The 20,174-nt window shown below is 45.3% G+C and carries 21 protein-coding genes; 6 read left to right on the plus strand and 15 right to left on the minus strand.

Annotation, left to right across the window (positions count from 1 at the left end):
- Positions 1-40 precede the first annotated feature (40 nt).
- The 4 genes from D8877_RS08230 to gla all read right to left on the minus strand — a co-directional run bounded on the left by D8877_RS08230 (position 41) and on the right by gla (position 4,055).
- Positions 41-976 (minus strand): serine hydrolase domain-containing protein, encoded by a 936-nt coding sequence (locus tag D8877_RS08230; protein ID WP_125341143.1) that lies wholly within the window; start codon positions 974-976, stop codon positions 41-43.
- A complete protein-coding gene (locus tag D8877_RS08235; protein WP_125341144.1) occupies positions 973-1,707 on the minus strand; it encodes a CppA N-terminal domain-containing protein in 735 nt (244 codons plus the stop codon). The genes D8877_RS08230 and D8877_RS08235 overlap by 4 nt, the downstream gene beginning before the upstream one ends.
- 95 nt (positions 1,708-1,802) lie before the next feature.
- Complete coding sequence (locus D8877_RS08240) at positions 1,803-3,086, minus strand: DUF308 domain-containing protein (RefSeq protein ID WP_125341145.1); 1,284 nt, start codon at positions 3,084-3,086, stop codon at positions 1,803-1,805.
- A gap of 63 nt (positions 3,087-3,149) precedes the next feature.
- On the minus strand, positions 3,150-4,055 hold the full coding sequence (gla, locus tag D8877_RS08245; RefSeq protein ID WP_125341146.1) for an aquaglyceroporin Gla: 906 nt from the start codon (positions 4,053-4,055) through the stop codon (positions 3,150-3,152).
- Positions 4,056-4,159: 104 nt separating this feature from the next.
- On the opposite strand from gla, the gene D8877_RS08250 reads away from it, so the two are divergent.
- Positions 4,160-6,448: a Xaa-Pro dipeptidyl-peptidase gene (locus tag D8877_RS08250; protein ID WP_125353000.1), complete on the plus strand. Its 2,289-nt coding sequence runs from the start codon at positions 4,160-4,162 to the stop codon at positions 6,446-6,448.
- A gap of 38 nt (positions 6,449-6,486) precedes the next feature.
- On the opposite strand, the gene D8877_RS08255 is transcribed toward D8877_RS08250, so the two are convergent.
- A complete protein-coding gene (locus tag D8877_RS08255; protein ID WP_185760204.1) occupies positions 6,487-6,900 on the minus strand; it encodes a glycosyltransferase in 414 nt (137 codons plus the stop codon).
- 169 nt (positions 6,901-7,069) lie between these two features.
- Between D8877_RS08255 and D8877_RS08260 the strand changes: the two genes are divergently transcribed.
- Complete coding sequence (locus D8877_RS08260; protein WP_002919734.1) at positions 7,070-7,369, plus strand: YbaB/EbfC family nucleoid-associated protein; 300 nt, start codon at positions 7,070-7,072, stop codon at positions 7,367-7,369.
- Between the two features lie 117 nt (positions 7,370-7,486).
- On the opposite strand, the gene D8877_RS08265 is transcribed toward D8877_RS08260, so the two are convergent.
- Both D8877_RS08265 and D8877_RS08270 read right to left on the minus strand, forming a co-directional pair.
- Positions 7,487-9,241 carry a glycerophosphodiester phosphodiesterase gene (locus D8877_RS08265; RefSeq protein ID WP_125353002.1) on the minus strand — a complete coding sequence of 585 codons (1,755 nt, stop codon included), beginning with the start codon at positions 9,239-9,241 and terminating at the stop codon, positions 7,487-7,489.
- 90 nt (positions 9,242-9,331) lie between these two features.
- Positions 9,332-9,826, minus strand: coding sequence for a DUF536 domain-containing protein (locus D8877_RS08270; RefSeq protein ID WP_002896624.1), 495 nt, complete (start codon positions 9,824-9,826; stop codon positions 9,332-9,334).
- 300 nt (positions 9,827-10,126) lie between these two features.
- Here D8877_RS08270 and aao point away from each other — a divergent pair, with 300 nt between their 5' ends.
- Positions 10,127-11,302 carry an aminoacetone oxidase gene (aao, locus tag D8877_RS08275; RefSeq protein ID WP_111676581.1) on the plus strand — a complete coding sequence of 392 codons (1,176 nt, stop codon included), beginning with the start codon at positions 10,127-10,129 and terminating at the stop codon, positions 11,300-11,302.
- A 59-nt stretch (positions 11,303-11,361) separates the two neighbouring features.
- On the opposite strand, the gene D8877_RS08280 is transcribed toward aao, so the two are convergent.
- From D8877_RS08280 to D8877_RS08315, 8 genes are all read right to left on the minus strand, one after another.
- Positions 11,362-12,102 carry a MerR family transcriptional regulator gene (locus D8877_RS08280; protein ID WP_111676583.1) on the minus strand — a complete coding sequence of 247 codons (741 nt, stop codon included), beginning with the start codon at positions 12,100-12,102 and terminating at the stop codon, positions 11,362-11,364.
- A gap of 104 nt (positions 12,103-12,206) precedes the next feature.
- Complete coding sequence (locus D8877_RS08285) at positions 12,207-12,953, minus strand: class I SAM-dependent methyltransferase (RefSeq protein ID WP_111676585.1); 747 nt, start codon at positions 12,951-12,953, stop codon at positions 12,207-12,209.
- 113 nt (positions 12,954-13,066) lie between these two features.
- The gene (locus D8877_RS08290) at positions 13,067-13,405 is read right to left on the minus strand and encodes a branched-chain amino acid transport AzlD family protein (protein ID WP_111676587.1); all 339 of its coding nucleotides are present in this window, start codon (positions 13,403-13,405) and stop codon (positions 13,067-13,069) included.
- Positions 13,395-14,090, minus strand: a complete 696-nt coding sequence (locus D8877_RS08295; RefSeq protein ID WP_111676589.1) for an AzlC family ABC transporter permease — start codon at positions 14,088-14,090, stop codon at positions 13,395-13,397. Before D8877_RS08295 ends, D8877_RS08290 begins: the two co-directional genes overlap by 11 nt.
- Before the next feature lie 9 nt (positions 14,091-14,099).
- Positions 14,100-15,110 carry a tRNA (adenosine(37)-N6)-threonylcarbamoyltransferase complex transferase subunit TsaD gene (tsaD, locus tag D8877_RS08300; protein WP_125353005.1) on the minus strand — a complete coding sequence of 337 codons (1,011 nt, stop codon included), beginning with the start codon at positions 15,108-15,110 and terminating at the stop codon, positions 14,100-14,102.
- Positions 15,100-15,552, minus strand: coding sequence for a ribosomal protein S18-alanine N-acetyltransferase (rimI, locus tag D8877_RS08305; RefSeq protein WP_125353008.1), 453 nt, complete (start codon positions 15,550-15,552; stop codon positions 15,100-15,102). Before rimI ends, tsaD begins: the two co-directional genes overlap by 11 nt.
- Positions 15,549-16,235 (minus strand): tRNA (adenosine(37)-N6)-threonylcarbamoyltransferase complex dimerization subunit type 1 TsaB, encoded by a 687-nt coding sequence (gene tsaB, locus D8877_RS08310; RefSeq protein WP_125353010.1) that lies wholly within the window; start codon positions 16,233-16,235, stop codon positions 15,549-15,551. The genes rimI and tsaB overlap by 4 nt, the downstream gene beginning before the upstream one ends.
- A gap of 9 nt (positions 16,236-16,244) precedes the next feature.
- Entirely contained in the window at positions 16,245-16,709 is a 465-nt protein-coding gene (locus D8877_RS08315; RefSeq protein WP_000225125.1) for a MarR family winged helix-turn-helix transcriptional regulator, read from the minus strand.
- 132 nt (positions 16,710-16,841) lie between these two features.
- Between D8877_RS08315 and D8877_RS08320 the strand changes: the two genes are divergently transcribed.
- The 3 genes from D8877_RS08320 to rnjA all read left to right on the plus strand — a co-directional run bounded on the left by D8877_RS08320 (position 16,842) and on the right by rnjA (position 20,158).
- Entirely contained in the window at positions 16,842-17,894 is a 1,053-nt protein-coding gene (locus D8877_RS08320) for an SDR family oxidoreductase (protein ID WP_002903702.1), read from the plus strand.
- A gap of 347 nt (positions 17,895-18,241) precedes the next feature.
- Positions 18,242-18,472 carry a DNA-directed RNA polymerase subunit epsilon gene (gene rpoY / locus D8877_RS08325; protein WP_125341156.1) on the plus strand — a complete coding sequence of 77 codons (231 nt, stop codon included), beginning with the start codon at positions 18,242-18,244 and terminating at the stop codon, positions 18,470-18,472.
- Between the two features lie 3 nt (positions 18,473-18,475).
- Positions 18,476-20,158, plus strand: coding sequence for a ribonuclease J1 (gene rnjA, locus D8877_RS08330; RefSeq protein ID WP_002929089.1), 1,683 nt, complete (start codon positions 18,476-18,478; stop codon positions 20,156-20,158).
- The last annotated feature ends 16 nt before the right edge of the window (positions 20,159-20,174 follow it).

The following is a 20,174-nucleotide window of genomic DNA, read 5'->3' on the forward strand; positions in this document are numbered from 1 at the left end:
GCAGACATGATAAAACTCCGGGGCTGGCAGCCGGAGTCTTTTAAAGTTCTATTCTTATCAGGTCCATCAGCTGGTTACGATCCAAGATCCATTGAGCCCGCTCGTCTTTTTCATAGGTCCGGTTGGATAGGAAAATAGCCGCCTTTTGCTCCTTGCGATTATACATGATAAAGGTTCCCGTGTAGCCAGTATGATCCAGCCAGCTGCCCTCCAGATTCCAGGCTAGACTGCGCCTTTTGCCTGGCTCCTTGGAAAAATTCTGGGTCAGATGGTCCGCAAAGTCATCCTGCAGATAATGCTCCAGAAAAACTTCTAAATCCCTTAGGGTTGAAAACAAGCCAGCACTGCCAGCATGGACACCCAGCACACGCGCCTTGGGATCATGAACCTGACCATCCTGGACACCGCGAACGGTCGGCACAGCTCCTGGAACTGGTCCAAAACCTGTCTCAGCCAGACCCCAAGGCCGGAAAATCTGACTTTGAAAAATCTGATCCAAAGACTGACCGTAGATTTCTTCCAACATAAAGCCCAAGAGCAGAAAATTCACATCCGTATAGCGAAAGGTCTTATCTTCAAGCACCGTCAAATGATTAAGCGCTGCTTTCAACTCTGGAGCTGTCAGCTGATCACGATTGGGAATAAAGGGATCCAGCCCAGATGTGTGGGTCAAAAGCTGACGCAAGGTCACATCTTCTCGATGGAAGGCCGGATAGTAATGCTGCAGGGGCAAATCCAGCTCCAGCTTGTCCTGCTCATACAAAAAGGCTGCCAGAGTACCAACTCCGACCACCTTGCTGACGCTAGCCAAGTCATAGACCAAACCCGCTTGAGTGGCCTTTCCTTCTTGCGGATCTGCCAGACCAAAGTAGAATTCCTGCCACCGGCTAGCTTGATACAAGGCCAGACTAGCACCGGGATAGATACCGTCTTTCAGCTGTTCTTGGATTTTACTGATGATTTTTTCTAGAGTCATGCTTCAAACCACAATTCAATCTTGCTAGAATCCTGACTCAACAGGAACTTATCTGACTTGGGTACAAAGACCTCTTGTTCTTTAAAGACAGGACGCAGGGCAGCGGTTTCTAAACGATTGACCTGAGCTTTGAGCATGGTCAAATCCCAAGTTAGGGCACTGTCTGCCTGCAAGTCTTGTCCCTCTGCTTCTGTAAAGGTCAGAAAATCCAGCGCATTTTCAATCTTGCTGTAAAATTCTTGGGCTGCATTGGCATCAGGCACACGAATTTCTACCGTCTCTATCTCAAATTGGCTAAGACCGATGAAGTCCTCTTGCTTTTCAAAGGCAGGAGCCTCCGCCACTTCTTTCAGACCTGCTCTATTCTCTTCTGCATGCAGGAGAACTAGGTCGCCTTCTGGCGACAGGGCTTCAAAAGCATAGCCTTTCTCTCCTTGATACAGCTTTGTCCAAGCAGGCTTTTGAGCCAATAAAGACTCGATTTCTTTAGCATCTGCAATCTTGACAACAATTTTGGCTAATTTTTTAGGGCCTTTAACTCGCCGAGACCGCATGCTGGGTGATTCTTCCAGCTGCAGTTTCTCAGTCTTGGTCTGATCTCCCAAGGACAGAAAAGCAGCTTCCTCTAAAAGGGCCTTCATGCCCAGCTGATTTACAAAAAATTCTTGATTTAAATGACGATTATTTATCTTTAATACAGGGATAATTCTAATAATATGATTCGCGCTCATAATTCCTCCAAACCATTTTATTGTAATGGATTTTCATCTTTTTGACAAGAAATTATGCGCAAATAAACAATTTTTAAAACAAGAAGGCCTTGGATTTATTGGTAAACAGTCTGAGCAATGACCAAACCTCTAGCGGACTCAAACTCGTACTGCAGATAGGACTGGTAGGTACCGGGCGCGATAATCCCGCGAATATCCAGAATATCTGTCCCAGCCTGCCCAATAATCGAATCTGCTAGCAGGCAACAGTTGGTTGACAGGACAAAATAAGTCTTGAAACGACTGGTTTTAAACTTATATAGCTGCGCCCCTAGTTCATGCTTCAACTTGTAGGAGTATGTTGGCTGCCCATTTTTCAGTTCTGCTGGCGGCTCCCATTCCACCAACAGCTGATCGATTTCAGCCAAGCGCTTTTCAACCGACTCCTTCTCCTTATCCGTCAAAGCCAAAGAATAACCAAAGAGTGTTTTCTTACTTTCTTTTTTGCAAAGCTCAATATAGACACCTTTAGGAACCTTGAAAAGAACACCGTCTCCAATCATGCCCTTGCATCGCTCAGAAAAAACATCATAACTGCCATAAGAAATCACTTGTCCCTGATAACAAATATCTACATGACCTATGGCTCCTAATAAACTTGTCTTTGAAGTATGAACCAAGACCTCTAAGTCCGCTTTTTTCTCTCTATTCTTAACAAGACTATAAACATTTTTACGATCAGAAGCTGTATCTCCCTGAATCAATCGATTAAAGTGTTCCAGATTTTCTACCGGAATAAAGGCTGCAAAAATAATAGGGAGGTTAATACGAATTTGCCTACGCAGCCGATGTTTTTCACGGTCATTATCAAAAAAGAGGCCATCCCGGATATTGGACATTCCCAGCATCATCAAATAGATTCCCAAAATCAAAAACTGCAAGTGTCCGTCAGTCGCAGGCGAAAGAATACTGGTCAGCCCAATTCCACCATAGAGAACGGTATCAAATAGATAGCGCAAGCCGCCCTTGACATGATTTTGCCGATAAAGCAGATAGGTCATTCCGTAAATACCGGCCGTCAAGAGCTGGTAGCTACCCAAACTAATAATCACGATATTGACAGGCACATCACTGATTCGGTTGAGCCAGCTGATACCCATGGCGACTGCAATCTGAAGCAGACTATGCCAGACAGCCCCTTCTTTCTTGCGCGTAAAAACATGAAGAAAAATATTTACCAAGCCAACAACCGTCAGATAAAGCGAAATAAAATCGAAGGCCAGCTTGGTAAATCTGAAGCCATTGACAATGATAATCAGGCCAAAAACAAGGGCTAAAAAACCAAAGAGTAAGGTTCTGCGGCCACTGATCTTATGATATTTTGATGCTTGCATCTCCATCTTTACCTTCTCTATCGTTCGAAAAAAGAGTTGAGGAAATCCCCCAACTCTGATCTTATGTGCTTATCCGTAGATTGTTTTAAACAAGAGGACCGCTGTGATACCTGCAAGAATCGGTGCCACAACTGGAACCCAAGAATACCACCATTTTGAATCACCCTTGTGTTTGCCCAAAACAGATTCTGGCAGGATGAAGTGGAGGATACGAGGTCCGAGGTCACGAGCAGGGTTCAGTCCAGGTCCAGTAGGGCCTCCCAGTGAGGTTACCAAAGCCATTACCAAGAACCCAAGTGCTAGGTGAGCGACTGAAAGGCTACCAACTTGGAATGGTGCAACTTGGTCTTTAGCCTGAGATATTGCAGCAGCAATCTGTTCTTTAGGAACTGAAGTCCCTTGTGCTGCCATCTGAGCAGCTTGCGAATTGATAGTTGCTTCAGCTTTGCTCAACAATTCTGCTCCAAAGAAGTTCTTGGTCAAGCCCATAGCAGCAAAGAAAAGAACAAAAGAACCAACAAATTCATTGATAAAACCATTGAACAAGGCTGCTTTACGTGATTCAGGCGTGCCATGGTCTAGACTAGAGATGGTAGAGAAAGTACCCAAAATATTATTAGGATTTTCTGTTCCCAAATAGTAAGGACGGTGGGTCGCAACGACTAAAGCCTGTCCGAAGATAGCTCCCAAAATCTGCGCTGCAATGTATGGTGCAACCTGTGCCCAAGGGAAATAACCGCTGACAGCCAGTCCCAAAGTAAAGGCAGGGTTGATATGGTTACCGGACACATTACCAAACATCAAAGCTGGAATCATAACCCCCATACCGTAACCGACAGCGATGACTAACCAACCGCTCTGATGTCCCTTAGTTCCTTTTAATTCAACGTTGGCAACAGCTCCGTTCCCCAAGATAATGAGGATAGCTGTTCCTAAAAATTCTGTGGCGTATTTAACGACCCATTCGAAATCCATTTAGTGATACTCCTTAAATATTTTTTAGACAAAGTCTATTTTATCAAGTATAATGGATAATGTAAAGGTCATTTTTAATAAAAATAAGAAAAAGAGGGAAGAATATGCGTTTTAATCAGTATAGTTATACAAGAACGAATCGGGAAAATATGTTGATAGAATTAGCTGAATTAGGCTTTTTTTATGACAACAATCGCTCTGATAAGGAAAATCTTGAAGATTTTCTCCGCACCAGCTTTTTCACTTATAAAAATACAGATTATCCCTTGAAATCCTGGGCTGCTGACAGCCAAACAGACCTGCTGAGCTTTTTCCAGTCTGACAGAGAACTGACGGCGTCTGTCTTTTATACCGTGGCCTTTCAGCTGCTTGAGTTCTCGCCCTTTATTGATTTTACAGATGTTGAGGCCTTTCGCAAAGAAACAGGCTTTCCCATTACCTTTGGAGACTTGTTGGAAAACCTCTACCAGCTGCTCAACACTCGAACAAAAAATGGCAACCTCTTAGTTGATAAGCTAGTCAGCGAGGGTTTAATTCCCGAGGACAATAGCCACCACTACTTCAACGGCAAGAGCCTGGCAACCTTTTCCAGCCACGACACCATCCGTGAGGTGGTTTATGTGGAATCACGCGTGGATACTGATCGAGACGGTCGTCCAGATCTCATCAAGGTCAGCATCATCCGTCCCCGCTATCAAGGACAAGTCCCTGCCGTCATGACTGCTTCTCCTTATCATCAAGGAACCAATGATCCCGCCAGTGACAAGGCGCTTCATGATATGAATGTGGACTTAGTAAAAAAAGATCCTCATCAAATCACAGTACAAGATCCTGAGCTTAAATTGCTCCAACTGGATTCACCGGCTCCTGCCCAAGAAGTCTCTGAAGCCGAGGAAAAATTAGGTCATATCGGCACCTACACGCTCAATGATTACTTGCTGCCCCGCGGCTTTGCCAATCTCTATGTGTCTGGCGTAGGAACTAAAGACTCTGAAGGACTGATGACCAGCGGCGACTATCAGCAGATCGAGGCTTATAAGAACGTTATTAATTGGCTCAATGGCCGCTGTCGAGCCTTCACCGACCACACTCGCCAACGTGAAATCAAGGCCACTTGGTCCAACGGAAAAGTGGCTACGACCGGTATCTCCTATCTGGGCACAATGTCCAACGGGTTGGCAACGACTGGCGTAGATGGTTTGGAGGTCATTATCGCTGAAGCTGGGATTTCTTCTTGGTATAATTACTACCGCGAAAACGGCCTTGTCACAAGCCCTGGCGGCTATCCAGGAGAGGACTTTGAATCCCTGACCGAACTGACCTACTCCCGCAACTTGAGGGCTGGCGACTACCTGCGCCATAATGATGCTTATCAGCGAAGCCTAGAGCAACAGCGCAAAGACCTAGACCGGCAAACTGGGGATTACAATCAATTTTGGCATGACCGCAACTACCTTCTCCACGCAGATAAGGTCAAGGCCGAAGTCGTCTTCACCCACGGCTCTCAAGACTGGAATGTCAAGCCCCTCCATGTCTATAATATGTTTCGGGCCTTACCGCACCACATCAAAAAGCATCTCTTCTTCCATAACGGTGCCCATGTTTACATGAACAACTGGCAGTCCATCGATTTCCGTGAGTCTATCAATGCTCTGCTGAGCAAGAAACTGCTGGGTTGTGAATCAGACTTCGAACTGCCTACAGTCATCTGGCAGGACAATAGCCAAGCTCAAAGCTGGCTGACCTTGGAAGACTTCGGCGGGCAAGAGCAGAATCTTCATCTCCAACTAGGCCAAGACTGCCAATCTATCCAAAATCAATATCCAGAAGAAGACTATAATCGCTTTGCCAAAAACTACCAAAGCTTTAAAACTGAGCTTTTTGAAGGTAAGGTCAACCAGATTACTCTGGACTGGACCTTGGAAAAGAACCTATTTCTCAACGGAGCGAGCCAGCTCAATCTTCGCCTCAAATCCAGCACTGATAAAGGACTGATTTCTGCTCAATTGCTGGACTTCGGACCAGCTAAACGCCTCACACCAATTCCTACTCCTATTGAGCCTAGAGCCATGGAAAACGGCCGCTACTATATGCTAGATCATCTGATGGAACTGCCTCATAGTGAAACACCATACCGCGTCATCACCAAAGGTTTTCTCAACCTCCAAAATCGGACAAGCCTACTGACGGTCGAAGAAGTCACTCCTAACCAATGGCTGGAATTTTCCTTTCAACTGCAACCAACCATCTATAAAATGAAAAAAGGCGACCAACTGCGCCTCGTCCTCTACACTACAGACTTTGAGCATACCGTTCGTGATAAGACCGACTATCAGCTGACGGTAGATTTGGAACAATCTAGTCTGGATTTGCCGACCATGACATCACATTAATAAAACCTAAAAGGCGCTGAAATTCAGCGCCTTTTCTTTTATCGTAGATTGAGATATTCCTCTGCATATTTTTTATAATCCAGCTTTTCCTTGCGGTTCATAGCAAAGAGCATACTGCCTGTGAGATAGTCATCGTCTGAATCAGGAATTAACATAATAGCAATATTTTTATCTTTCTCAGGAAAGACGATAGAAAATGTTCCGCCATTATCTTTCCGAGTCAGGCCATAATAACTCACTCCATTCTTAAAACCAACTGCATTTTGAGTATACTCATACTCTTCTTCGTTGACAATAATGGTCTTATCTTTTATTTCAATGGTCTTTTGTTCACCGCTAGCGTCCTGTACATTCCATTTTCCCTGAATTTTGGGGCTGCCGCTGCAGCCAATTAGGATGAAGAGGGATGAGAGCACTACCAACAACAAACCTTTTATCTTCTTGTTTTTCAAGTTGTCTTCTCCTTGATATATAGATTCATGACCATTCTACTATAAATGCTAAATCTTTGTCAAACCTCTTAGAAATGTTCTTCTTGCCACTTTTTCAAAAAATGATATAATTTGAAGAGTGAAGATTACCAAGGGCTTAGCCCTTGCGAGAGAAAGGAAAGAAAATCTTATGATGAACATGCAAAGCATGATGAAGCAAGCACAAAAGCTTCAAAAGCAAATGGAAAAAGGACAGGCAGAACTAGCTGCAACAGAATTCACTGGCAAATCAGCCCAAGATTTAGTCGTTGCTAAACTGACAGGCGATAAAAAGGTAGTCAGCATTGACTTCAATCCAGCCGTTGTGGATCCTGAAGATTTGGAAACTCTGTCAGAGATGACTGCGCAAGCTCTGAATCACGCGCTGGCTCAGATTGATGATGCCACTCAGAAGAAAATGGGCGCTTTCGCAGGCAAATTGCCTTTTTAAGCAAGATAAATAACCTTACCTCTTGACTAAACATAAGTCAAGAGATACTCGAACCAACAAAAAAGACTGAAAAATCTCAGTCTTTTTTTGATTTATAGGCGTTTCCTCACTAGCCCACTACACAAAATTAAGCAAATCTGCTGCCTTACTCATCAAAAGCACGGCATAGTCGGGATTGTTTTGCAGCTCCTTGATAGAGCTCTGCACCAGCTCTAAATCATCGGTAATCATCCCATCAACGCCCAGACGGAAGGATTTGCCAATGCTGTCTGCATCATTGATGGTCCAGTCGTAGAGCTGCTTATCTGTCGTCCATAGCTTATCGACAAAGTTTTCATCAAGGGTCGAGTACTCCATCGTATAGCCAGAAGCCTGCGTCCGTGGGAAAATAGTATTGTAGGGTAGGATAAAAAAAGTCGGTATGCTCTCATCATACTGGAAAGTCTTGTCAATAACCTGATAGTCCAAAGACTGAATCTGATGGCCATAAACCTTGATATTAGCTCCATATTGGCTCAGGAAACGGTCCATCATATCGTCTGAGTCCAAGCTGCTAGTCTTGATTTCTATCAAGAGTCGCTGCCCCATCTGATTGGCTCGTTTGAGATAAGCATCAAAACTGGAAATTTTGGCAGTGTGTCCATTTTCTGAAATATCTAAAGCCGTCAGCTCTTGCAGAGTCAGCTCTTGCGGTCTAGCATCGATGCCGGCCAAAGCTTCTAGATTGGCATCGTGCATCATGACAAACTGGCCATCCTTGGTCTCCTGAACATCCATTTCGATATAGTCTGGCTTGAGCAGAGCTGTCTTCTCAAGCGACTCAACTGTATTCTGGACACCATTTCCCTGCGAAACTCCACGATGCGAGATGGTCAGAGGGACGTTTTCCAAGGGCAGATTGAGATAGGCAAAGCCTTCAAGGGCAAAGACAGAGCTAGTGACCAAAAGGATAAACCAGCGCATGAGAGGCAGGCCTTTTCTGTAGCGGTATTCAGACAGCTTACTGTCTGTCAGAAAAGCCACAAACTTAATCAGAAAGTAGGCTACCATAAAGTAATAAGCCAGCTTGATGAGGCAGTAATTGACAACCGCTGCTGTCAAGGCTATCTGATTGGACTGGCCATCCGCATACTGCTGCAACACTAAAATCGGAATGCTGCTTAAAAGAAAGAAGAGAAAGCTCTTGGCCAATATCCAAAAGAGCTGCCAAGTATAGCGAATCAAGTGCCCCTTGGTCTTATCCAAACTATACCTAATCGCATCTCGTAGGCGGAAATGCTCAAAAAAGAGCTTGGGCAGGGCAAACATTAGGCGGACAGCTATCAAAAAAAGCAGAAAACCTAAAGCATAGATTGATAATTTCATCCATAAGGCCGTCTTGAGATAGGTCACGATAAATTCTGGAATCAGAATTTTATTCAAGTAGTAGATTTTAAGAATTTGCCGCAAAAAGGGAAAGATAAAGCCCATATACAGTGCAATGAAGAGGACCTTGCTGGGTCGGGCGTAGCGAATCAGCGAGCCGCTGTCTTTGAAACTTTTCTTGATAAACTGAAAAGCGCTTCGCTCTTCCTCATCTAAAAGATTGCGGAGCCCCATAAATATCAGTCCAATCTGAAAATAAGCGACAAAGAGATTGGCTGCAAAAAGCGCTAGAAAGGCCAAGCCAACCCAGACATTTGAAGTCAGAACCTTCAGGGCATTCGTATAAGATAAGAAGAGGTAGCCTGTCTGCTTGAGCAGAGTCTCTGCTGCAAAGGAGTTGAAAGGCACCCAAGCCAGCTCCATGAGCATAAAGACCGTGAAAAAGAGCAACAAAATTTTATCAAGATTACGATAGAGACGTAAAAGCCCTAGTCTTTGTGATTTCATTTTCTTCCTTTATGTTGTAAACAATACAAAACTTGCTAAAAAGCGATTCTTATTTAAAACAAGGTTGAGACAGATGTCCCAACCTTATTTTTATTTTCCAAATAAACGTGCCCAGAAGCCCTTGCTTTCCTGCTCCTGCACCTTTTCCTTGGCTTCATCCAACTCCAACAGCAAGGTTTCACGCTCATTCATAGCCTTAGCTGTTAGCTGCTGCTGCTGGTCCAGCTGCTTGTCCTTTTCAGCAATCTGGACATCCTTGATGCGCAGCTGCTCATCTTTCTTAGCCAGCTGGCTGTCCTTGGCCTTAAGCTGCTCATAGAGACGCACAATCTCAGCATTTTTTTCGTCCACCAAGATTTCCATCAGCTCGCGTTGCTTCACATCTTCGCTAACAGGTTCATCTTCAAAAATAGTTTTCTTATAAATCTCTTCCAGCTTAATCAAGCCGCTGCGGGTCACCACCGTGACTCCTTTTTCATTCTTTTCCGTATCTTCTGGCGGCAGTGCCTTGACACGATTGTTAATCGCCTGGCGGCTAACTCCAAGAATCTCGGCTAACTCGCTGACTGTCTTTTCAATTGCCATAATTTCCTCAAAAACTTTTTCTAGTTTGTAGATACCTAAATCTTATCATATCAAGCCTTAACTGTCAAATTTCACAATATTTTTTGAGCCTGACTCCTATCTTTTTAGCCCTTTTTTATGATACAATGAGACAGATTAGTCTAATAAAAGAAATGAAAAAATCGAATGAATTTAGAAGCCTAGAGATATTCAGCTACAGCCTTCCAAGAGGATCTGCAAGACAGCAAAAAGGCATCCGTAAGGATATACCAGACTTCCAACCAACAGATAAAAACCACTTTCCACGAAAGGAAAAGACCAATGAAGTATTTCGACACAATCATCATCGGAGGAGGACCGGCTGGCATGATGGCTGCCATTTCCAGTTCTTTCTACGGACAGAAGACCTTGCTCCTTGAGAAAAATAAACGATTGGGAAAGAAACTAGCTGGTACAGGCGGCGGCCGCTGCAATGTGACCAATAACGGAAACCTGGATGACCTCATGGCTGGCATTCCCGGTAACGGTCGCTTTCTTTACAGCGTCTTTTCCCAGTTTGACAACCATGACATTATCAACTTTTTTACTGAGAACGGCGTCAAACTCAAGGTCGAAGACCACGGCCGAGTTTTCCCAGCGACAGACAAGTCCCGCACCATTATCGAAGCTTTGGAAAAGAAAATTGCAGAGCTGGGTGGTACTGTCATCACCAATACCGAAATTGTCTCCGTCAAAAAATCCGATAGCCTTTTTACTGTCAGAGCCAGCGACCAGACTTGGACCTGCCAGAAATTGATTGTGACGACTGGCGGCAAGTCCTACCCTTCAACTGGCTCGACAGGATTTGGCCACGATATTGCCCGACACTTCAAGCATACAGTAACCGACCTAGAGGCTGCTGAAAGTCCTCTTATGACTGACTTTCCTCACAAAGCGCTTCAGGGGATTTCGCTGGACGATGTGACCCTGAGCTACGGAAAGCATGTCATTACCCACGACCTGCTCTTTACCCACTTTGGCCTATCAGGTCCGGCAGCCCTGCGCTTGTCTAGCTTTGTCAAGGGTGGCGAAACCATCTATCTGGATCTTCTGCCACAGATGAGTCAGCAGGATTTGGCAGAATTTTTAGAAGAACATCGGGAAAAATCGCTGAAGAACTGCCTGAAAATTCTCCTGCCCGAGCGAATGGCAGACTTTTTTGCCCAACCCTTTCCCGAGAAAGTCAAACAACTCAATCTCAGTGAAAAAGAGGCTCTCATCAAACAAATCAAAGAATTGCCCATCCCTGTCACTGGCAAAATGTCCCTGGCCAAGTCCTTTGTAACCAAAGGCGGCGTCAGCCTCAAAGAAATTAATCCCAAAACTCTGGAAAGCAAGCTTGTTCCCGGCCTCCACTTTGCTGGAGAGGTCCTAGACATCAATGCCCACACAGGCGGCTTCAACATCACATCTGCCCTCTGCACCGGCTGGGTAGCAGGAAGCTTGCATTATGAGTGATTGGGAAAATATTTAAAAGTAATTAAAAAAAGTGGTCGAGGTACACTCTCGACCACTTTTTATTCTGCATTTGTCCGAACATAAGCCGCAATCACATCTGCTGTGTACTGGGCAGTTCCTAGTCCGAATTGATCGATATTCTTCTTGAATTCTGGATTGTGGACATAGCCCTGACCGATGTGGGCAAAGACTTGCAGTGAGCAGTCAAAGCCAAAAGTGCGAATGGCTTGTAAGAGACGTGTAGCCTGCTCTTGATTTTCCGCTGCTTCAACTGGCAAGCCTTGTTGCATATTCTCTGCCAGACTTTGAAAAACTTGATTGAAGGCTGCGGCAGATTCTTCTTCCCGTCCATTTTGACGAGTCAATGCTTCTGCCATGACTTCTTGCCCGTATTCTTTGACAGCTTCTTGATGGTATTTTTGATTGTCTTCGTAGGTAAAACCTGCGAATTTTTCTTTCATTGTCATCTTTCTTTCTCCCTTTTCATCTTGGATGGTTTTTTGCAAGGTGGAAATCAAGGTATCCAAGCGGTCTCTTTCCTGCTTCAAATACTCTAATTGCCTAACCAGATGCGGCAATAAAGTCTGTTCATCCTGACTCAGCAGCTCTGCTATTTTCTCCAAAGAAAACCCCAGATACTTATAGTAAAGGATGACCTGCAGCCTCTCTAAATCAGCTTGGCTGTATATCCGATAGCCATTTTCTAATTTGTCAGGGACTAAAAGTCCGATTTTGTCGTAATGATGCAGGGTTTTGACAGAGACTCCCGAAAGCTGCGCAGCTTCTTTGATATGGTACATGATAGACCTCCTTACCACTATAGTATAAGCCCTGACCTAAGGTCAGGGTCAAGCTTTTTTAGAAATTTTTTTAACCGCCTTAGAGTTTCCAAAGCGGCTAGTATTTATTTGCGAGAAACCATAGCAATAAAGCCCAGTTTTTCCTGATTCTTTTGGAACATCTTAAACATCTTCATAAATTGACTGTAGTTTTCTTTTTTAAGGGCATTGAAGCAAATTTTCAGAGTGCCGCCTAGTCCTTCGTCATATATCATCCCTCGAAGGCTCATCAAGGTCATTTCACCGACAAAGGTGTCCACACGGTCAAAAGCATGAGAACGTGCCAGCTGAATCCAAGATCCCTCGGTTAGAGGCCCCACATTGACATTAATCGCACGAGATAGCTCTTCCCGGACATTCTCATCTTTTTGCTTGAGCATGACGTCGTGGGTGAGGAGCACTCCACCTGGCTTCAGCACCCGGTAGTACTCATCCATACATTTGGCCTTCCCCTTATCCGTCTGCATGGTCAGCATGGCTTCATTGATAACAATATCAAAAGAATTGTCATCATAAGGCAGCTTCATAGCATTAGCCTGCTCAAATGTGACGAGTTCACTCACACCAGCCTTGTCTCCATTAAGCTTAGCCTGAGCCAGCGCAGCCTTATCCAAATCAACTGCAGTAATTTGGCAGCCATATTTTTTAGCTAGCTCGATTGTTGTGGTCCCCATATTACAGGCAACCTCTAGAACTTTCTTATCGCTGGAAAAATGCCCCTGCTCAATCAGCCAGTCCGTTGCCAGCTTGCCACCGGGACGAAGGCGTTTCTTTCCTAATTTTGCTAAAAATTTATGACCTGCTTCTGCCATTTCCGAACCTCCATGATTTTTATTGCTTCCATTATAGCATAAAATATTATATTTTCAGATAATTCTTAGAATTTAACAAAAAAACAGACCGATTCAATCTGTCTTGTATCTCTTTACAGCCCAAGAAATCCAGCCAGATAGCGCAGCAAGGCCACCAAGACTACACCAAATACAACAGTTGCAATTAAGTTCTTATACTTAAAAGCCACATAGCTAGTCGGAAAAACAGCCATTAAATCCAGCCATTTAAAACTCGGCAGCTGACCTGTTTTAGCATTGGTGACACTAGACAGGATAAGGGCAAAGATAATGGAAACTGGCAAATATTTGAGGAAACGCTCTACCATAGGCGGAAGCCCCTTGTACTTGACTAGGATAAAGGGCAAAACCCGTGGAATCCAAGTGACTAGAGCTGACAAAAGAATAACCAGCAAAATATATTTACTTATCATCCAAAATCACCCCCACTGTACAGCCTAGCAAGGTTGCAAAAAGCACCGCCAGCGAATTTTGAAGCAGCATAGTTAGGACTAAGTAGGCAAGACCCACCACACCTAAGACCAAAAAGAGCTTCTTTATCTTGACTCGTCGCAGCATGATTGTAAACTGAGAAGAGAAAATGCCAATAAACATGGCGACTAGGGCAAAGTCCAGGCCAAAGCTCTCAGGATTGGGCAGAAGGGCACCAAGGGCTGTTCCCAAAACAGATCCCAAGATCCAAGCAGTATAACCCATGAAATTGTTACCCATCATCCAGCTGGCAGCAATCTCTTTTGTATGCACCTGCTCCCCCATCAAGACTCCATAAGATTCATCTGTTAAAAAAGACCCAATGACAATGTTCTGCATCAAGCTAGACTTACGAAAAAGAGTTGATGCATGCAGACAGAGCAGAAGATGCCGAATATTGATGAGAAAAACAGTCAGTGCAATGGCTAAGACCGGCGCCTGCTGGGTAAATAAACCAATCATGGCAAACTGGGCACTGCCGGCATAAACCAAAATACTCATCAGCCCCATCTCCAAGGGATTCATATAGGGTGCCGCCATGATGCCACAGGCTAGGCCAATCCCAATATAGCCCAGAGCCGTTGGCACTGCCGCCTGTGCCCCCTGTTTAAATGTCTGCCCGCGCATTCTTCTCCTTTACTCCATCGTTTCAAAAGCCAGACTTGGCTTAGCATTGAGGTCCAAACTGGCAAAATTCTTCTTATTCCACTCACTGACACTGGCATAGGCAATCATACCAGCATTGTCACCGCAGAGCCGCAGAGGCGGAATGATCACCTTAACATCCTGAATCTCAGCTGCCAAACGTTCTCTCAGGCCTTGATTGGCCGCAACACCGCCCGCTATGACCAGAGTCTGGACTGGATATTTTTCCAGCGCTTTTTTAGTCTTGGCCATGAGAATATCCATGACCGCTGCCTGAAAGCTTTCTGACAAGTCTTGATTAGACAAGTACTCTCCTTTTTGTTGGGCATTGTGGTGCAGATTGATAAAGGCTGACTTGAGACCGGAAAAAGAAAATTCCAGATTGTCTTCCTTGATCATTGCTCGCGGAAAATCATAAATATCCTGTCCTTGATGAGCCAGCTGATCAATCTCCCGACCTGCTGGATAGGTCAGGCCCATAACGCGACCGACTTTGTCATAGGCTTCACCGACCGCATCATCGCGAGTTTCCCCCACAATCTTATAGTCACCAGCCTGACTGACATAGACCAGCTCAGTATGGCCGCCACTGACCAAGAGAGCCAGCAAGGGAAATTCCAAGGGCTCCACGCTCTGGGCTGCCATCAGGTGTCCAGCCATATGATTGACCGGAATCAAGGGAATATCATGAGCCCAAGCAAAGGACTTGGCCGCTGCCAAGCCGACCAGAAGCGCCCCGACTAGACCAGGACCATAGGTAACGGCCACTGCTGTGACCTGCTCCTCGCTAATCCCTGCTTCTGCCAAGGCCTCCTCAATGCAAACCGTAATGACCTCTACATGATGACGGCTGGCCACTTCCGGTACCACTCCGCCAAAACGCTTGTGGCTCTCAATCTGACTGGCAATGACATTGCTCAAAAGCTCGGTTTCATTCTTTAGAACCGCCACACTAGTCTCGTCACAAGACGTCTCAAAAGCTAAAATATATCTATCTTTCATGGTCCTCTCTTTTCATGACAATCGCATCTTCCACCGGAGCATGGTAGTAGGCCTTCCGTCGCGCGATTTCTTCAAATTTTTCTTTTTTGTAAAATAGCAGAGCTGGCCTGTTTGACTCCCTAACTTCGAGGAAAATCTCCTTGTCGGTAGGCAAAAAGTCAAATAAGGCTGTCGCGATTTTCTGTCCCTGGTAACTAGGCAATACAGCAATCTGCAGGACTTCTGCTTCAAAGTCTGTCTCCTGCCAGACTAAAAAGCCGACAAGCTGACTCTCATCTGCTGCTAGCGCACAACTGTTCACATCCGACCGCAGAACCTCTTCCACTTGGTCTGCGGTCCAAGGACTGACCTCATAGACTGCAAGTAAGAGCAATTCCAGTTCTTTGGCGAGAGCGGCCGCGTCCACATCCGAGCCGTCGCTCCATTTTCTCATCTCAATCATAGGCGCTGAATGTAAGAATCACTAGATGCCTGATGGGTCTTGAGCCAATTTTCCTCGGCTTCTACCCGCTTGAGATAGTTAGGAACAAAGTCATGAATAGACTGGGCTGGCAGGTCTAAACCGAGACGACCAATAGCTGCCGCATCTGGTAAAGTCGGCTGAACCGATACCCCAGGAAGAGCAGCTTCAATCTGCTCCGCAAACACTGCAGTCTCTCCGACAAAGGTGACTGGCTGATCAGCAACGCCAGCTATTTCCAAAACCTCTGCCAATGGCAGATGAGCCTCCGGCCGTACAGACTGACCAGACTGATAAAAGCCAGCATAGACATTATTGCGGCGGGCATCCATGACAGGAATGACCAAACCTTCCACCTGCTCTGGGACTAAAGCCAGCAAACTAGACACACCGACCAGCTCAATCTTGAGGGTATGAGCCAGAGTCTTGGCTGTCGCCACCGCCATTCGCAGACCTGTGTAGCTGCCCGGACCCTGAGCAACTACGATACGATCCAAATCCGTCGGCTTCATGTCCAGACTATTCATCAGAAAATCAATAGCCGGCATCAGGGTAATGCTGTGGTTTTTCTTTATATTTAAAGTCATCTGCGCCAGCAAGGTCTCGTCCTCTAAAATCGCGAGCGTCAGCGCCTTACTTGACGTATCAAAAGCTGCAATCTTCATGCTTATCCTCTATTTTTCCTCTTGCCGCCAAAGTGAGCGGCGTTTTAATTTGTCTTCGTAGAAACTATCTACCAAAAATTCCTCTAAAATCTGGCTAAAAGCCTCCAAATTAGGCACTTGCTGCGCCAAGTGTTTTCCAAAAATCGCTTCTTGCTCAGCAATCTTGGGCAGCAAATCCGCTCCAGCAGCAGTCAAGCTCAAGCGAGAACTGCGCTTGTCCTTGCTAGAAATTTCCTTCTTGACCAAGCCTTTTTTAATCAAAGCCTGCACCAAGCGACTAGGGCTTTTTTCCTCACAAATCAGGGATTCCCCCAAGCCCTTGAGAGACAGCGGAGCATGTTCGCCCAAAACGAGCAAGACCTCGCTTTGATTGGGCGTAATTCCCAAAGGCTCTAGCAACTTCCCATATTCTCTCGTCGCTAAGCTCTCTGCACTTCTAAACAAATAGCCAAATCGAATTCCTTCTGCTACCACGCTGCTCTCCTTTCAAAAATCACTTCTATACTATTTTACACTAGATTAGGTAAATTGTTGACAATTTTAGTTAAAAAATATAAAATCTTAAATAGATGATATATCATCTATTTGCAAAAGGAGGAAAAACGGATGACCCCAAACCCTACAAATCAAAAACCAGCTAGAACAATGACCCACGCTTTTGTGACTGGTGCGACCGGTCTTTTAGGAAATAATCTCGTGCGTGCTCTGCTAAAAGAAAACATTCAAGTGACCGCTCTCGTTCGCTCCGAGGAAAAAGCGCGCAAACAATTTGCCGACCTGCCTATCCAGATTGTCAAGGGGGATATTTTAGAGCCCGAAAGCTATCGTGACTATCTAGCAGGCTGCGACAGCCTCTTTCATACCGCTGCTTTTTTCCGCGATAATTATAAAGGCGGCAAGCACTGGCAGGAGCTCTACGACACTAATATTATAGGCACAAATAACCTCCTAGAAGCTGCTTACGAGGCTGGTATCCGCCAATTTGTCCATACTTCCTCCTGTGTCGTACTGGAAGGTGAGGCCAATCAGCTAATCGATGAAAGCATGTCTCGCTCAAAAGATACTCCTTTTGATTACTATCGCAGCAAGATTTTGAGTGAAGAGGCCGTTCGTGATTTCTTGGACAAGCATTCAGATGTTTTCGGTTGCTTTATCTTGCCGAGTGTAATGTTGGGTCCTAGAGACCTTGGTCCGACCTCCAGTGGGCAGCTGATTATCAATTTTGTAGAGCAAAAACTTCCAGGTATCTTAAAGGCTAGCTATAATATGGTGGATGCTAGAGATGTAGCAGATATTCATCTCCGCGCCATGAAATACGGACGCTCAAAGGAGCGCTATCTGGCAGTTGGACGGCAAGTGACCATGACAGAATTGTACCAAATACTGGAAAAAATCACTGGCGTTCCCGCCCCCAAGCGCAAGATCTCCCCTCTTTTCGTCAAAATCTATGCCCAAGCAAGTGAGCTCTACCACCGGCTCACCAAAAAACCAATTTTGGTTACCAATGAGCTCGCTCATCTCATGGCCGAAGAATATCTCAAAAGTAATTTTAGCTTTGCCAAAACCGAGAGCGAGCTAGGCGGACAGCATCGCCCTCTCGAAGAAAGCTTAGCTGACGTGGTAGATTGGTACCGCAAGCACGGCTATTTCGCCAAATAAGCAGCCCTCAAAATCAAGTGACCAAATGTTCATCGCTTGATTTTTCTTTTTGTCAAGCCGCTTTGGCTGAAAAACCGTCTCTGAAATTCACCGTCCCGACTTGCTTCCTAAGCTCATTCTATGGTATAATTACAATAATAATTAAACATCAGGTCAATTTCATTACTCTTACTTTTCCATAAGATACAAGGCTAAAACAGCATTTTAGCCTCTTCATTTGAGTAAGCCCTATCAGAAGTCACAGCAATCGCTCACTTTCCATTTATCATTTTTAATTTATCATGTGAAGAAATGCGCTAACGCCTGCCTTCTTTTATTTTTTAGACCTTATCACAGAAAGGAATCTTATGATTTACAAAGTTTTTTATCAGGAAACAAAAGAGCGCAGTCCGCGCCGTGAAAAGACACGTGCCCTTTATTTAGAGGTCGAAGCAGCTAATGAATTGGAAGGCCGCATTCAGGCTCGTAAGTTAGTCGAAGAAAACGCCCCTTACAATATTGAATTTATTGAGCTCTTGTCTGACAAACACCTCGAATACGAAAAAGAGTCAGGCACTTTTGAATTGACGGAGTTCTAACCCATGGCATATACCTTAAAACCCAAAGAAGTTGGCGTTTTTGCGATTGGTGGGTTAGGCGAAATCGGTAAAAACACCTACGGGATTGAATACCAAAATGAAATCATCATCGTGGATGCCGGTATCAAGTTCCCAGAAGACGACCTGCTAGGAATCGACTATGTCATTCCCGACTACTCTTATATCGTGGAAAATATTGACCGCGTTAAAGCTGTTCTCATCACCCACGGGCACGAGGACCATATCGGCGGTATTCCTTTCCTGCTCAAGCAAGCCAATGTTCCTATCTATGCTGGTCCTTTGGCCCTGGCCCTCATTCGCGGCAAGTTAGAAGAGCATGGACTTTTGCGTGATGCCAAGCTCTATGAAATCAATCAAAACACAGAACTGCAGTTCAAGCATCTGAAAGCTACTTTCTTCCGGACAACCCACTCTATTCCTGAGCCCCTGGGAATTGTCATTCATACGCCGCAGGGTAAGATTGTCTGTACAGGTGACTTCAAGTTTGACTTTACACCAGTCGGTGAGCCGGCCGACCTGCACCGCATGGCTGCTCTGGGCGAGGAAGGTGTGCTCTGTCTCCTATCTGACTCGACCAATGCTGAAGTCCCAACCTTTACCAATTCCGAAAAAGTTGTCGGCCAGTCTATCATGAAGATCATTGAAGGCATTAATGGACGGATTATTTTCGCCTCCTTTGCTTCAAACATCTTCCGGCTCCAGCAGGCAGCAGATGCTGCTGTCAAGACCGGTCGTAAGATTGCGGTCTTTGGCCGTTCCATGGAAAAGGCTATTGTCAATGGGATTGAGCTGGGCTATATCAAGGTTCCCAAGGACACCTTCATCGAGCCAAATGAACTCAAGGACTACCCAGCTGGTGAAGTGTTGATCATGTGTACTGGAAGCCAGGGTGAGCCTATGGCAGCCCTGTCTCGGATTGCCAATGGCACCCACCGTCAGGTTCAGCTGCAACCAGGAGATACAGTTATCTTCTCATCTAGTCCTATCCCTGGTAATACGACCAGCGTTAACAAGCTGATTAACATCATTTCCGAGGCTGGTGTAGAAGTGATTCACGGTAAGATTAACAATATCCACACCTCTGGACACGGTGGCCAACAAGAGCAGAAGCTCATGCTTCGCTTGATCAAGCCTAAATATTTCATGCCAGTCCATGGTGAATACCGTATGCAGAAAGTCCATGCAGGCCTAGCCGTTGATACTGGAGTACCAAAAGACAATATCTTCATCATGAGCAATGGTGATGTGCTGGCTCTGACAGCTGACTCAGCTCGTATTGCCGGCAGCTTCAACGCTCAGGATATTTATGTTGATGGGAACCGCATTGGTGAAATCGGAGCTGCAGTCCTGCGCGACCGTAAAGACCTGTCAGAGGACGGTGTGGTTCTGGCCGTTGCGACGGTTGATTTTGAGTCCAAGATGATTTTAGCCGGTCCAGATATTCTCAGCCGCGGCTTTATCTACATGCGCGAATCAGGTGACCTCATTCGCCAAAGCCAGCGTATTCTTTTCAATGCCATTCGTATTGCACTCAAGAATAAAGATGCCAGCGTCCAATCTGTCAGCGGCGCTATCGTCAACGCCTTGCGTCCTTTCCTCTACGAAAGCACCGAGCGCGAACCCATTATTATTCCGATGGTGCTTACACCAGACGAAGACAACTAAAAATAAGCTTTGCTAG

It is taken from the genome of Streptococcus sanguinis (genome assembly GCF_003943735.1).
Classification (GTDB): domain Bacteria; phylum Bacillota; class Bacilli; order Lactobacillales; family Streptococcaceae; genus Streptococcus; species Streptococcus sanguinis_E.

Excerpts from the sequence above, each read along its gene's own strand:
- rimI (WP_125353008.1), bottom strand. The coding sequence starts at position 15,552 with ATGATTGAGATGAGAAAATGGAGCGACGGCTCGGATGTGGACGCGGCC.
- D8877_RS08260 (WP_002919734.1), top strand. The coding sequence starts at position 7,070 with ATGATGAACATGCAAAGCATGATGAAGCAAGCACAAAAGCTTCAAAAG.
- rnjA (WP_002929089.1), top strand. The coding sequence starts at position 18,476 with ATGGCATATACCTTAAAACCCAAAGAAGTTGGCGTTTTTGCGATTGGT.
- aao (WP_111676581.1), top strand. The coding sequence starts at position 10,127 with ATGAAGTATTTCGACACAATCATCATCGGAGGAGGACCGGCTGGCATG.
- D8877_RS08320 (WP_002903702.1), top strand. The coding sequence starts at position 16,842 with ATGACCCCAAACCCTACAAATCAAAAACCAGCTAGAACAATGACCCAC.
- D8877_RS08230 (WP_125341143.1), bottom strand. The coding sequence starts at position 976 with ATGACTCTAGAAAAAATCATCAGTAAAATCCAAGAACAGCTGAAAGAC.
- D8877_RS08295 (WP_111676589.1), bottom strand. The coding sequence starts at position 14,090 with ATGCGCGGGCAGACATTTAAACAGGGGGCACAGGCGGCAGTGCCAACG.
- D8877_RS08280 (WP_111676583.1), bottom strand. The coding sequence starts at position 12,102 with ATGTACCATATCAAAGAAGCTGCGCAGCTTTCGGGAGTCTCTGTCAAA.
- D8877_RS08265 (WP_125353002.1), bottom strand. The coding sequence starts at position 9,241 with ATGAAATCACAAAGACTAGGGCTTTTACGTCTCTATCGTAATCTTGAT.
- tsaD (WP_125353005.1), bottom strand. The coding sequence starts at position 15,110 with ATGAAAGATAGATATATTTTAGCTTTTGAGACGTCTTGTGACGAGACT.
- D8877_RS08285 (WP_111676585.1), bottom strand. The coding sequence starts at position 12,953 with ATGGCAGAAGCAGGTCATAAATTTTTAGCAAAATTAGGAAAGAAACGC.
- D8877_RS08290 (WP_111676587.1), bottom strand. The coding sequence starts at position 13,405 with ATGATAAGTAAATATATTTTGCTGGTTATTCTTTTGTCAGCTCTAGTC.
- rpoY (WP_125341156.1), top strand. The coding sequence starts at position 18,242 with ATGATTTACAAAGTTTTTTATCAGGAAACAAAAGAGCGCAGTCCGCGC.
- D8877_RS08270 (WP_002896624.1), bottom strand. The coding sequence starts at position 9,826 with ATGGCAATTGAAAAGACAGTCAGCGAGTTAGCCGAGATTCTTGGAGTT.
- tsaB (WP_125353010.1), bottom strand. The coding sequence starts at position 16,235 with ATGAAGATTGCAGCTTTTGATACGTCAAGTAAGGCGCTGACGCTCGCG.
- D8877_RS08250 (WP_125353000.1), top strand. The coding sequence starts at position 4,160 with ATGCGTTTTAATCAGTATAGTTATACAAGAACGAATCGGGAAAATATG.
- D8877_RS08235 (WP_125341144.1), bottom strand. The coding sequence starts at position 1,707 with ATGAGCGCGAATCATATTATTAGAATTATCCCTGTATTAAAGATAAAT.
- D8877_RS08240 (WP_125341145.1), bottom strand. The coding sequence starts at position 3,086 with ATGGAGATGCAAGCATCAAAATATCATAAGATCAGTGGCCGCAGAACC.
- gla (WP_125341146.1), bottom strand. The coding sequence starts at position 4,055 with ATGGATTTCGAATGGGTCGTTAAATACGCCACAGAATTTTTAGGAACA.